This window comes from Leptospira borgpetersenii serovar Javanica, from assembly GCF_003046425.1.
GTDB classification, from domain to species: Bacteria; Spirochaetota; Leptospiria; order Leptospirales; family Leptospiraceae; genus Leptospira; species Leptospira borgpetersenii.
In genome coordinates this window covers 11,304-24,270 of sequence record NZ_QAJG01000029.1, presented here as the reverse complement: position 1 = coordinate 24,270, position 12,967 = coordinate 11,304, and the positions used below count along the sequence as shown (strand labels likewise).

Annotated in this window: 11 protein-coding genes and 1 pseudogene; 7 read left to right on the top strand and 5 right to left on the bottom strand. The window is 40.2% G+C overall.

Going from position 1 to position 12,967, the window contains the following annotated elements; translation table 11 throughout:
- The first annotated feature begins 5 nt into the window (after positions 1–5).
- Positions 6–188, top strand: a complete 183-nt coding sequence (locus CLV95_RS16400) for a DUF1289 domain-containing protein (protein ID WP_011669220.1) — start codon at positions 6–8, stop codon at positions 186–188.
- 263 nt (positions 189–451) lie between these two features.
- On the opposite strand, the gene CLV95_RS16395 is transcribed toward CLV95_RS16400, so the two are convergent.
- On the bottom strand, positions 452–1,669 hold the full coding sequence (locus tag CLV95_RS16395; protein ID WP_016762513.1) for a glycosyltransferase family 4 protein: 1,218 nt from the start codon (positions 1,667–1,669) through the stop codon (positions 452–454).
- Here CLV95_RS16395 and CLV95_RS19940 point away from each other — a divergent pair.
- The 6 genes from CLV95_RS19940 (at position 1,634) to CLV95_RS16365 (ending at position 8,781) form a co-directional block, all read left to right on the top strand.
- The gene (locus tag CLV95_RS19940; protein ID WP_002725535.1) at positions 1,634–1,843 is read left to right on the top strand and encodes a hypothetical protein; all 210 of its coding nucleotides are present in this window, start codon (positions 1,634–1,636) and stop codon (positions 1,841–1,843) included. The two genes, CLV95_RS16395 and CLV95_RS19940, sit on opposite strands and share 36 nt — an antisense overlap.
- A 10-nt stretch (positions 1,844–1,853) precedes the next feature.
- Positions 1,854–2,405: a GTP cyclohydrolase I FolE gene (folE, locus tag CLV95_RS16385; RefSeq protein ID WP_002725546.1), complete on the top strand. Its 552-nt coding sequence runs from the start codon at positions 1,854–1,856 to the stop codon at positions 2,403–2,405.
- A 115-nt stretch (positions 2,406–2,520) separates the two neighbouring features.
- Positions 2,521–4,485 carry an acetate--CoA ligase gene (gene acs / locus CLV95_RS16380; RefSeq protein WP_026054803.1) on the top strand — a complete coding sequence of 655 codons (1,965 nt, stop codon included), beginning with the start codon at positions 2,521–2,523 and terminating at the stop codon, positions 4,483–4,485.
- 157 nt (positions 4,486–4,642) lie between these two features.
- A complete protein-coding gene (locus CLV95_RS16375) occupies positions 4,643–5,458 on the top strand; it encodes a cobalamin-binding protein (RefSeq protein WP_002725564.1) in 816 nt (271 codons plus the stop codon).
- A 1,001-nt stretch (positions 5,459–6,459) separates the two neighbouring features.
- Positions 6,460–7,875 carry a hypothetical protein gene (locus CLV95_RS16370; protein WP_002735026.1) on the top strand — a complete coding sequence of 472 codons (1,416 nt, stop codon included), beginning with the start codon at positions 6,460–6,462 and terminating at the stop codon, positions 7,873–7,875.
- A 516-nt stretch (positions 7,876–8,391) separates the two neighbouring features.
- Complete coding sequence (locus CLV95_RS16365) at positions 8,392–8,781, top strand: DUF1304 domain-containing protein (RefSeq protein WP_002734885.1); 390 nt, start codon at positions 8,392–8,394, stop codon at positions 8,779–8,781.
- A 124-nt stretch (positions 8,782–8,905) separates the two neighbouring features.
- Here the strand turns inward: CLV95_RS16365 and CLV95_RS16360 are convergent, their stop codons facing one another.
- From CLV95_RS16360 to CLV95_RS16345, 4 genes and pseudogenes are all read right to left on the bottom strand, one after another.
- Entirely contained in the window at positions 8,906–9,727 is an 822-nt protein-coding gene (locus CLV95_RS16360) for an NADH-quinone oxidoreductase subunit B family protein (protein ID WP_002735061.1), read from the bottom strand.
- A complete protein-coding gene (locus tag CLV95_RS16355) occupies positions 9,724–11,133 on the bottom strand; it encodes a hydrogenase large subunit (RefSeq protein WP_002725573.1) in 1,410 nt (469 codons plus the stop codon). The genes CLV95_RS16360 and CLV95_RS16355 overlap by 4 nt, the downstream gene beginning before the upstream one ends.
- Positions 11,134–12,341, bottom strand: a pseudogene (locus tag CLV95_RS16350) (proton-conducting transporter transmembrane domain-containing protein).
- Positions 12,338–12,958, bottom strand: a complete 621-nt coding sequence (locus CLV95_RS16345) for a membrane protein (protein WP_002725590.1) — start codon at positions 12,956–12,958, stop codon at positions 12,338–12,340. Before CLV95_RS16345 ends, CLV95_RS16350 begins: the two are co-directional and overlap by 4 nt.
- Positions 12,959–12,967: the final 9 nt, after the last annotated feature.

The following is a 12,967-nucleotide window of genomic DNA, read 5'->3' as shown; positions in this document are numbered from 1 at the left end:
ACAAATTGATTCGTTCACCATGCAATAAAATCTGTGTAATGGACTTTAAGTCCGGTTATTGTCAGGGATGTTTTAGAACCATCGATGAAATCGGAAACTGGTCTCGCTATTCCGATTCCGAAAGAGAGGATCTATTCTTGAAATTGAAGGTTCGTAAAGAAGAATTTTTCTCCAAAGGGCTACCGTAAAAGTAATTTACAGCGCGTCCCAAAACCTAGTTTACTTTATCAGAACGATCAAGCTGCAAGGTTCTTATGAAAACCTCTATAAAATAGATTTTAGGATTTTCGAATGTCATAAAACAGCGGTTTCTCATAAGAACTCTTTATTACGTTTCCGTTGTTTTTGATTTTATAGAGGCTCCTAAGCTAACGCGAATTAGGAATTAAACGTTAGGACTTTTTACTCCTCATTTCGTTCGTCAAGCAGTTTGATTTTTGTAAACCTGATTTCAGGGCGTTACACTTTTATAAACCTCTAATATTTCTAAAGCCGCCTTTTCCCAAGAAAATCCGGCGGAATTTTTTTTGCCTTTTATGATCAAGTTTTTTACGATGTTCCGATCTTTTGAAAAATCTCTCAAAAGACTTTGCAACTCTTCCGGTTTATTCGGAGAAAAATAGTACACACTATCTTTAAGAATTTCCGGCATAACAGTTGCATTCGAAGATATCACCGGAAGGCCGCAGGCTTGGGCTTCTAAAGGAGGAAATCCGAAACCCTCATACTTTGAAGGAAAAATGAAAAGCCCCGCACAAGAATAAAGGCAACGAAGTTCGTTCAAGGACAGTCTTTCCATAGGAAAAATCCGATCTTCATAACCTCTAATGTCCGCTTGCAAATAGCCGGGAATCTTTCCCGAAACGCCACCTAATACCCATTTTGTTTTTAGAATCTTAGAATCCCAAAGAGGTTTTAAAGCATTGAGAACAAAGTTTAAATTCTTATGGCTTTTTCCGATCCCTACGCTCAATAAGTAACCTTCTTTGAGTTTGTACTTTTTCAGAAATTTTTTTTTCTCCGCAGCCGTCGCAGGATAAAAAACAGATTGGTCGATTCCGTTGTGGATCACTTCCATTTCCTTTTTAGAGAAACCGAAAATGGACTTCAAATCTTTTGCCGTATATTCGGAAACGGATACGATCTTTTTTGAAAATCGTCGAAGCAAACGAAATACAATCCGCATATAAATTCGTTTCAGAAAACTCGAATGAACTTGAAAAGGAATGATATCGTGGATTGTCACGATCGATTTTCCGAGATAGCGCAAAGGTGCATTGAAATGGGGAATATCCAAAAGGTCCATTCTTCCCATCAAAGGATGACCTAAAAACTCGGAAAGAGAATAGATCGGAGAATGGTAGCGAATTACAGGATAAGAAAAATCCTTTTCTTTTTCAGATTTTTTTTTAAAAGAATTATTCGAAGTTTCAATTTCACTTCGGTTTTTCCCAAAACCGGAAAATTCATAACACAAAATTCCTTCGTTCAAAATCGTCGTTGCATTTCCAAAAAGATAGATCCGAAAATTCTCTTTCATCGCAATCGGACCGAGATACTTCAAAAGACCACGGATTCTCATTCCAATCCCTGAATGAGCAATCATACGTGCATCTAATCCGATCGCTAAAGTTTGGTTCCTTCGTTCTTTCTTCCTTTGGGTTCTCATGATCAGACAGAATTACCCGCTGTCGGAAATCTGCAAGAAAATGAAAATCAGATGGAAGATTCAGTAGGTACTTTCGAGAATGGGAATGAGAAGTTAGATTTAAAGAAGCGATCCGGAATTCTCCGAAAAGAATCTAACAAAAAGTCTCCCGATTCAATCGGGATAATCGAATGAAGAGTTTAATTTGGAAGAAAATATCGTAAACATTCTAAAATCGATCGGAGAAGATCCGACTAGAGAAGGTCTTCTCAACACTCCGAAACGAGTGAAAAAAGCCTACGACTTTCTGACATCCGGCTACCACGTCGACATTACAAAAGTTGTCAATGGAGCGATCTTTGAAGAACCTACGGAAGGAATGATCCTCGTTCGAGACATCGAAGTGTATTCTCTCTGTGAACATCATCTTCTTCCTTTTTACGGAAGAGCTCATGTCGCTTATCTTCCTAATAAAAAGATCATCGGAATCAGCAAAATTCCTCGAATCGTCGATGTATTTGCCAGAAGACTCCAAGTTCAGGAACGTCTCACGGAACAAATCGCCTACGCCGTCCAAGAAGTTCTCGATCCCCAAGGAGTCGCAGTGGTCATTAAGGCGAAACATCTTTGTATGATGATGAGGGGAGTCGAAAAACAAAATTCGGAACTTTTCACCTCCTGCCTGTTAGGGGCTTTTAAAGAAAATATGGTAACCCGTTCCGAGTTTTTGGATCTCATTCGCACCGGATCTACTTGAGTAATCCAACCTTCTTCGGGCGATTTTCCTAAGAGAAAGGTTCGGATTTCCTTTTCTGCAATTTGGTAGACAGAGAGAAAAAAAAGAACATTCTTTGCTGAATTCGGAGGAAGTTATGGCAAAAGAACGAGTAGTTTTACCATCCGCGGAATTTAAAAAGAATTCAAACATTACCCTTAAGGATTATAAATCTCTTTATAAAGAATCCATCGAAAACCCGAACAGATTTTGGGCAAAAGAAGCGAATCGACTGACCTGGTTTAAAAAATGGACCAAGGTTTTAAATCACGATTTTAAAAATGCAAAAGTGGAATGGTTCAAAGGCGGAAAACTCAACGTTTCTTACAATTGTCTAGATCGTCACATCAGTACTCCTTTGAAAAACAAAGCCGCTTTGATCTGGGAAGGAGATAATCCTTCGGAATCCAAAGTCCTTACGTATTACGACGTTTACAGAGAGGTAAATCGTTTTGCGAACGTTCTCAAAAAATATGGAGTAAAAAAAGGAGATCGGGTTCTTGTTTATCTCCCTATGATCCCGGAATTAGCAATTACGATTCTTGCATGTACTCGAATTGGCGCAATTCATTCCGTTGTTTTCGGAGGTTTTTCTCCGGAAGCGCTTCAAAGTAGAATCGACGATTGTAAACCGAAGTTGATCGTCACCGCCGACGGAGGTTTCCGAGGCGGTAAACCCATCGAACTCAAAAGAAACGTCGACATTGCTCTCGAAAAGTCCAAAGAGGATGTTAAAACGGTAATTGTTGTTCGTCGTACAGGAAACGAATCCGGTCTAGTTTGGAAAGACGGCCGGGATTATTGGTATCATTTTTTGATCGGCGACCCCGATTTGCCCTCTTATTGTAAACCGGAGTCCATGGATGCGGAAGATCCTCTTTTTATTCTTTATACTTCCGGTTCAACGGGAAAACCGAAAGGAGTTTTACATACTACGGGCGGTTATCTTCTCGGAGTTAATTTAACATTTCATTATGTATTTGATATAAAACCGGAAGACACATATTGGTGCACTGCGGACATAGGTTGGGTGACGGGTCATTCTTACTTAGTTTATGGTCCCTTGTCCAACGGAGCCTCTTCTGTGATGTTTGAAGGAGTGCCTTCGTATCCGGACGCAGGAAGATTTTGGGACGTTATCGATAAGTACGGAGTGAATATCTTTTATACGGCTCCAACCGCGATTCGTGCTTTGATGAGAGAAGGGTTGACTCACGTTCAAAAAAGAAATTTGAGTTCTTTACGTCTTCTAGGTTCCGTCGGAGAACCGATCAACCCCGAAGCTTGGGAATGGTATTTTAAAATTATCGGAAAAGAAAAATGTCCAATCGTGGATACCTGGTGGCAAACCGAAACCGGATCCATTATGATCACTGCGTTACCCGGAGCCATCCCACAAAAACCGGGTTCGGCTACTTTACCGTTTTTCGGAGTTCAGCCCGTATTAGTGGACAACGACGGAAAAGAAATAAACGACAAAGGAGAAGTTTCCGGAAATTTGTGTATCAAAAGTCCTTGGCCGTCGATGATGCGTGGAGTTTACGGGGATTCGAAACGATTTTTTGATACATATTTCTCTCAATTCAAAGGATATTATTTTACAGGAGATGGAGCGCGCAGAGATAAAGACGGTTACTATTGGATTACCGGGCGTGTAGATGACGTAATTAACGTTTCCGGTCATAGAATCGGAAGTGCAGAAGTCGAAAGTGCGCTCGTTGAAAATAGATCCGTTGCCGAGGCCGCTGTAGTCGGATTCCCTCACGACATCAAAGGACAGGGGATATATGCTTATGTAACCGTAAAGGAAGGTATTGCGACTAATGATACCTTGAAAAAAGAACTCGTTGCAATTGTTGAAAAGGTAATCGGCAAAATTGCGAGACCGGACGTGATTCATTGGGCGCCGAGTCTTCCAAAAACTCGTTCCGGAAAAATTATGAGAAGAATTTTAAGAAAGATTGCTTCGGGAGAATTCGAAGGCCTCGGTGATACTTCGACTCTCGCGGATCCGTCGGTGGTTCAAAAGTTGATCGAAGATAAAAGAAAATTCCACAGTTAAGGATCGGATTCCTTGCAAGAACCTTCGAAACAAAAGTAAAAAGTGAGTGAATCATTATGCCAAATTCAAATAAACTTTGTTTGAACTCGATGAACGGTTTTATGGCTCAAACCTGTAACGCGACCCTTAGGAAGCGTTACATGAGTTATTTACTCCTATGGTCGCTACGGAAAACTCAAACCTCGCTCCTATGGTCGCTCGGTTAGGTCCGAAGAGAATCGTCTGTCTCACCGAAGAAACGACCGAGTTATTTTATTTACTCGGAGAGGAAGAACGTATCGTAGGAATCTCCGCGTATACGGTTCGACCTCTTAAAGCTAAAAAACAAAAGCCCAAAGTTTCTGCGTTTATCAATGGAAATATTAAACGTATTCAGGAGTTGAAGCCGGATCTTATCATCGGCTTTTCGGACATTCAAGCCAACTTAGCGAAAGATTTAATATCAAAAGGACTTAACGTTCTCATAACTAACCAAAGAACGATTTTCGAGATTTTTGATACGCTGCTGCTTTTGGGGTCCATAGTAGGCAAAAGGAACGAAACACAAAAACTAATAGAAGGCTGGAAGAGAAAGTTAGACGAAATTCAGCAAAGATACATTTCCCAGAGTCGCATTTCCGTTTTTTTTCAAGAATGGGACGAACCGATTATTAGTGGAATTTCCTGGGTTTCGGAATTGATCGAATTGGCGGGCGGAAAAGATTGTTTTGAATATCTCAAAAAAAAATCCCTAGCGAAGGATAGAATTATCTCTGCATCGGATGTGGCAAAAGCAAACCCGGATGTATACATAGGTTCTTGGTGCGGAAAACCGGTGAATTTTGAATGGGTGCAGAAACACCCGGACTGGCAAAATGTAAACGCAATTCGAAATCAAAAAATTTACGAACTAGATTCTTCAATCATTCTCCAACCTGGTCCCGCGTTATTTGAGGAAGGGATTGATCATCTCGTCAGATTGATTCATTCTTAAAGAAGTTTCCAAGTCTTAGAAATAACTTACAGCGCGTCCCAAAACCTGTGGAAGCGACTTTAGAGAGCAATGCCACTTTAGTTTCTTTTGGGACAGATCATTATAATGCCGTAGAAAAGGGCCTCAAAATGGAATAAAAAATTTTTATACTAAAAGCTTACCCAAATCTTTAAAACGTAGAACTTTTTAGATATCAGGGTTTTAGGGTAGGATTTAAATTTAAAGTCTTTACCTATAATAACCATTTTATCCAAATTCAACAGTAGAACTTACATCTTGTCTATTATTTATGAACCGCAGGAATTCTTACATTTTTTGTCCCAATAAACTATCTAGTTAAAAAAACAGAAATTCTTTCTGAAATAAGACTATAATTGATTTTTATCTTATTAGAATCTACTTCAAAAACAATTTATAATACTATATATACAATGATTTTTTAAGTAGAGTAGTAAAATTTCGCAATCAATTCCAAAAAAGTATTTACATTTTCGCTAGATGTTTTTTAGAGAAGATTTCTAGTTTCCTAAATTATAAAAATCGAATTTTTATGAGACAAATTTTAATTTCTCGATGATAAATCTTTTACTACAATATTTATTCTTAAAGTTTTTAAAAGCGCTGTTGACAAAATGTATCAGTAGATTACCAATTACAATAAAATAGAAACGTTTATTTTAAAATTTGTGATTTTACTAAAAAATGAATTTTACAATTATTTTCTAACTGATACTATTAGAATATAAAAGTTTATCTCAAAACCTAGAATATAGAGACTTTTTTAGATGTTAAGAGTTAGTCAATTGTAGATCGCCTAGAAAACGTTGCTCTTTTTCCCACCTATGCGCGATTCCTAATTCCCATCCATTAAAGCGTCTCGCTTCTATTGGCGCTCGACAGGATGATGAACTTTAAATTTCGAAGTAACTCGAAAAATGTTTTTGTTCCCTTTGATCAAAAACAACATTATTTTCGAATAACTCAATAAAAAGAGGCTGATTGTGCAAGAAGTTCATCAGTACCTGAGTCAATATTTGGAAGAGAATATTCTTCAATCGGAAACCATTCACAGAATGAAACACGTCATTCGAGAATTCAGCATCCGGGCACCAAAAGTTCTCGTCACAAAATGTATCGACGGTCGCGTTCACGGAAGTAAACTAAAAGGTTATCCGGTGACTACAATTCGTTTCGGTAGAACGGACGGCAATATCGTTTCCACGAACCTAAACAACTTTTGGTTCTGGAACCGGATCGATCGTTTGATCAATGACGCAACCTGCAACACACCGAACACTCCCGCTTTATTTATCGCGTATATGCATAGATCTGATCTACCAGGACTCGGTTGCGCCGCTCATAATCACGACGATCACGCGGCCAGAAAAGCGATCCAAGAACAAACTCAAGCGGTCCGTAAGATCTTTAGAAAAGACAGACTCTATGTGATGGAAGGAATTACCAACACAGATTCTATGGCGGAGACATTGATCTTTGAAAATGGGAGCGCGTTGGATACGACCGAATTCATTCGTAATTTCGACTTTCAAGGTTGTTCTGATATTTTTCATAAGGCGTTCCTAAAATTTCCTCTCAAAGATACCTCAACAGCCAGATACGTGGGTTTCAAAACTCCAGAAGAATTATTTGCCGAACCGGAACTTGCTTTTTTCAACGATTTTCAAACCGCACTTTGTATGAAGTCGTACCTCATTCGGGAAATAATCGGAATCGTCGTATCGGACGATTTTGCTTCTCAAAAATTGATTCAACCCGATTTATTCAATGTACTAGCTCAGAAACTTTTTTCAGTCAAAGATCTTCCCCCTCTTTTGATTCCCGCTCTTTTATATCAATCCATTTGGAATATTGCATACTCTCTTTATCACAAGCGAAAGTTATCCAATCTAAACGAGACTGAAAAGTGGAAGATTTTAGATCATGCGGAGGAGCTGATCTGTTATGGAGACGGTTTCGAACTATTACAGAGAAATAAAGCGATTCTTGTCAAGACAGGAAGAGGAAACGATACGGACGCCTTAAACGTAGCTCGAAAAGTCCTAGAAAAAAATCGAGCGAAACAATCCGAAAAAGGTCCCATTCTTGTTCATCTCAACATAGAAATTTCGGGAGAGCTTTCCGCTTGGGAAGATATCAACGAAAATATCGCTTCTAAAACAAACACCCTACTTCGAAATTTAGAACAGGTTTTTCACGACGTTGAGACGGTTATTTTAACGACTTATTCCTATAGAGATCAAAAACGTTTTTATCCGATTCATACAAAAAAAGATAAACGAATTACATACCCCGTAGATATCTTAAGTGGAATGAATTCGGAAACATTATTTTCTAGTATGAGTCTAAAATCGCGCGAGGCTCTTTACGCAACCGAAAGAATGGGAAAATTCATTTAAGATACGTTATGTGTAATGTTTATTCCGAGTAGAGATTTATGAAACAAAGGATATTACATTTCCGCAAATATAGATATTCCCTTTGACACTCGGCTTACGGAGCCGCTCACTAAAACTTATGCCGAAGTGGTCTTAGGTTTCGGCGTTCGAGATCCATTTAATTTTTAGAATTTTAGAAAACTATTATGTTTTTTGATCCCCTCCGGATTCTGAACGAATTTGAACAGCTCAATTCGGAAGGAAACTCCCCAACTCCAATCAAATATCAAAACACGATCACAGTCGGATGATGAAAATCGTTCCCGATAAACGAACCGGGTTTGATTTGAACATTCCTGCGTGAAATTAAATCAGATCCAATTGCTACAAATAGGGCATTTTGGTAAAATCGCAATAAAACTTCGATTTAGCAAAAAAGAGAAGAGCCAAAATCACATCGAAAACTGGCTCGGATACGCCTTTACAAAGTAAAGCCCAGCTGTTAAACTACCGAAACAAATTTTAGGAGTTATCAGAATGATTTTAGCCGCAAGGATTTTAGCCGGTATCGTAGGAGCGCTTCACGTCTGGATTTTTCTCATGGAGAGCGTTCTTTGGATGCGGCCGACAATTCACAGACGTTTCGGAGTGACAGATAAAAAGTTAGCGGAAGCGATGAAAGGAGTTTTTTTAAACCAAGGTTTTTACAACCTCTTCTTAGCGATCGGTGCACTTTACGGCGCCGTCTTTTTCGAGCTTCATACAAATTATGCTCCGGCGATTATGATTTTTTCCTGTTTGTCGGTTTTCGGCGCCGGTCTAGTTCTCTTCGCCTCTAAACCTTCCATGGCGCGTGCAGCGATTATCCAAGGATTGCCGCCTTTGATCGCAATCGCTTTGATCGGATTTTCCATATTCGGCGGATAAGAAATCGAAAACAAATTTAAATTTCTAAATTCATAACGGTTTTGTTTGGATTTTTCTAATATGCTCCGATTCTATACGAATTTTAAATCCGGCTCAGTTTTCGAGCATATTAGAATATTTTAAATTACTTGGTTTTCTTTAAATTTTGAACGAACTTTACCAATTCCGCTGTGAAAGAGAATTCTCTGGTTCCCATCAAATACCGAAACGCGGAAATAATCACATCCGGACGAGGAGGATCTCCTCCAATGAACAAGTCAGGTTCTTTCGGAAGTTTACCAAGTTTGAAAAGCCCACCTGAAACCGCTTCCGAACCGCAAGCCACAAGAGCTTTTGGAGAAGGCATCGTTTCCCAAGCCGTATTAAGCGGCTCTTCCATGTTCGGTCCCACAGGCCCTGAATAGACAAGTGCATCAGCATGCTTTGGGGAAGCGACGACTCGAATCTTACTCGCCTCACTATCAAAAAGGGCGTTAAAACTTGCGTTGATTTCCGCTTCGGTCGTATTATTTCCGCTAGCAGCGACCTCCCTAAACTGAAATCCGGTTTTTTTTGTAGTTTTTCTAAATCGTTTTACTTCCTCGGTTTCCATTTCCGGTTTTTCATCCGGCATTCCATTGGTATACGTTACTTTTAACGCTTCCCGATCGGTGGAATATACGTGAACAAAACCGGAATCGATGATCTTTTTATCGGAGCAAAACTCGGAACATCTTCCGCACTGAAGACAAGCTCCGTAATCAAAACTCATTTTATCCTTAGAATGAATCTTGAGTGAATGAGTTGGACATACCTGTTCGCAAGACTTGCAGGAAAGACAAGACTCATTGGAAGACAACACAGGAATCGGAATTCCCCTCGCGTTCGGGTTGAAGGGTAAAACCTTTTTATAATTCATCGTTTTTGCAGGACGAATTATATTCATTATCTCGAATATAATTTTCATAGATCCACTCCTACATAGCTCAGATTGAAGGACTTATTATTCAACGGGAAGTCTCCGATATATTCTCCCCTTACCGCTAACTCAAGTGCATGCCAATTAGGAACGGAAACTTCCCTGATGTAAGCGTTTTCAATAGAGCCGGTTGCGTCCAAATCCAAGGATACTAGCACCGGTCCTCTCCATCCTTCCACTGCGGAATAATAGGTTCCTTTTTTGACAGAGGATTTTGACGGAACTTTTTCAAATTTCAGGGAAAAAGCGGCTTCTAATTTAGGAATCGCATCTATGAGCCATTTACCGCTGTTTTTCAATTCTTCACAACGTAAATAAAACCTTGCCCATGCGTCCCCTTTCATATGATCTCGATTCAACTCAAGAGAAATCGGAGAGCTAAACATATACGATTTTTCTAAACTACGAAGATCCCTGCTGAGCCCCGTGCACTTCTCCACCATTCCTATAAAACCAAGATGCCTAACTTGCTTTTGCCGGATTATCCCGCAGGACTGCAACCTCTCCCGGTTCGTAGAAACGTTCGCAGCACGTTCAAAATGTGCGACCACATCCGCAGTAACCGAGCGAATCCTTTCTGCGAGTTCGTTTAATTTTTCACGGTTGAGTCCCTTTCTAAGAACGATCTTACCTGGAGATAACGCTCCTCTTCCGAAACGATTCCCGGTCAAAGCCTCCATCACTCCAAGAGGAACTCCTCTTTGCAAGGAACAAACACCTTGTAAAGGATAATAACCTACGTCACCTGCAATCGCACCCATATCTCCGATATGAGTCGCAATTCTTTCAAGTTCCAAAAGAACGAGCCTTGCAAAATCCAATTCTTGAGGAACGGAGATTTTCTGTGCTTCCTCGAAAATTCTGGAAAACGCAATCGCATAAGCAATTGTACTATCTCCCGAAATGGCTTCCGCATAGGGAAAAGAATCCTTCGATCCTTTTCCCTTGATTAAATCGATTAAACCCCGTTTTTGAAAACCGAGTCGAATGTCTAAATTTCGAATCTCTTCTCCTTTTACGATAAAACGAAAATGCCCAGGCTCGATCACTCCCGCATGAATCGGTCCAACCGCGTGAGAATAATGACTCGCGGGAATCGGCACCTTTAATCCCTTATATACTAAATCCTTAATACCTTTTTTAGTTACGAATTTTTCCAGATCGGTTTTGCGGTCCGCCGTAATATATCTTTCGAAATCATAAGAAGAATAATCCTCTTCTCCCTGGTCGGTTCCAAGAGAATGTCTGAGAATCCAAATCGGATTCGCGGTGTCCTCAAAGGCTTCCTTTTCGGAATATTCTACGATTTCATGTTCTATTCCGTCACTTGTAAGCCAAAAGCGGTTGTAACCCTTTTTGCCTTTTCTCGGGTATAAACCAGTCACGCTACGCATTCAAAATTCTCCTTGCAGTAGATGATAGAAACCCCAAATACCGAGACCCAGTACCATGATAAAAAGCAAAAGCGAATGGTCATTCGGATCTGTAATGTTCCGGCAAATTCCTTTACAAACGGACGATCTTCCAAATTAAAAAGAGGAACCGTTTTGTAGAGTAGTACTCCGAAAAAGATCAATCCTAAAAACGGCACCGTAATCACAAACCATTGACCTTGGGCCCAGCCTACTTTTAAAAGTAAAAGATCATTTACGAAAATCGGAGAACCCGGAAGTATAAAGGCGACGAACAAAGAAGCTGTATAAAGCGACAACGCTTTTTTATTGATTTTTTCGGAAAGAAAAATTTTGCTCAACTCCCTTTTCCCGGCATCCATTCTCACAATCCCCATCGTTAAAAATAGGACAGATTTCATTACGATATTTCCGGCCATCACAAAATTAAACACTGAATCTGTAAGATCCATCCAAAGAAAAATTCCGATCGCACCACTGTGAAACAAAGCTACCTTCGCCGTCATCATTCTCAAATCGTTCCTCTGATAGAGCGCGACGATACTCTGTAACATTGTTATAATTCCTAGAATCAACAATCCATCCGCCGCGCTGAAAGTGGTCGGATACAATTGATGATCCATGTGAATGAACGGGCGTAAGGCGTAACTTACCGCAACCGGTACAAACGCCGCGATCAGTGCGGAGATTTGACTCGGACTTTCGCCGTAGGTATCCACGACCCAAACGTGATTAGGAAAGAGTCCGAGTTTTGCGGAGTAACCGAAAATCGCCAGCCAAAGCCCGATTTCAATCCAGAGATTTTCCGGGTGTTCGGATAACTTGCCCGCCAAAACTTCAACCGGATGATCGATGCCGCGTAACGTGGCGACGACTATGATGATTCCTAAAAATGCGATTCCCAATCCGAAAGAGTTGATTAAAAGAAATTTCCAAGCGATCGGAAAGGATTTGGAAGTTCGACTCGAAGATACGAGCAACGCTCCCGTAAAAGTTGTGGCTTCGATCAATACCCATTGAAGAGCAAACCCTTCCAAATTCCATGCCGCAAACGTTAATCCGACACAGAGAATCATCAAAAGGGACCACATTGCAATTTGTTTTTGACCTCTGGTAGGCGCTAAAATATAGGCAAGGAGAATCAGAAATAAAACCATCACTCCGATCCCGTTCAAAACGAGAAGATTCATACCGGTGCCTCTTCTTTTTCGTTCTCCGAAGAACTTTCCATACTAATTCTAAGAGTCGCGGCCGCGCCGATGATAAAAACCGCATCTAAGAAAGAACCGAATTCGATTCCCAAGGGAAGTTCCGTCCTCAAAATTTGAGTCAAAAGGAAAGTTCCATTTTCAAAAACCGCAAAGGAAGCGATCACCCCAACCCAATGGCGCCGAACCACAAACCCAACCATTCCCACATACAACAAAAGAAAAGTATAAAGAAAAGACATCTGATTCACTTCACCGAATCGAAATTTAGTAAAACCTAATATAAAAAATCCGACGACTGCCCCCACCATTAAAAGCGCAAATGTTGGAATATACCCCACTTTCGGAAACGTTGATTCTACGGAATTGGTTCTTCTCGCCGTCCAATAAAGAATCCAAGGAGTAAGAATTACTTTGAAAAGTATGATCATTCCGGCTAGAAATAAACTGTGAGTTCCGTATCCACCATCTTCAAAAAGCGGAACCAAAAGAAACACGCTCTGAAACGCAAGCAATAACACGAGTCGTTTCAAACGGTTTTCAAGTAAAATCACTACCCCCAGTAAAAGGAGAATTAAATAACTGAATTCTGTTCCCATAAAACTTTC

Bases quoted from the DNA above. Each gene is read 5' to 3' on its own strand.
- CLV95_RS16395 (WP_016762513.1), bottom strand. From the start codon at position 1,669: ATGAGAACCCAAAGGAAGAAAGAACGAAGGAACCAAACTTTAGCGATC.
- CLV95_RS16345 (WP_002725590.1), bottom strand. From the start codon at position 12,958: ATGGGAACAGAATTCAGTTATTTAATTCTCCTTTTACTGGGGGTAGTG.
- CLV95_RS16355 (WP_002725573.1), bottom strand. From the start codon at position 11,133: ATGCGTAGCGTGACTGGTTTATACCCGAGAAAAGGCAAAAAGGGTTAC.
- CLV95_RS16365 (WP_002734885.1), top strand. From the start codon at position 8,392: ATGATTTTAGCCGCAAGGATTTTAGCCGGTATCGTAGGAGCGCTTCAC.
- CLV95_RS16375 (WP_002725564.1), top strand. From the start codon at position 4,643: ATGGTCGCTACGGAAAACTCAAACCTCGCTCCTATGGTCGCTCGGTTA.
- acs (WP_026054803.1), top strand. From the start codon at position 2,521: ATGGCAAAAGAACGAGTAGTTTTACCATCCGCGGAATTTAAAAAGAAT.
- CLV95_RS16360 (WP_002735061.1), bottom strand. From the start codon at position 9,727: ATGAAAATTATATTCGAGATAATGAATATAATTCGTCCTGCAAAAACG.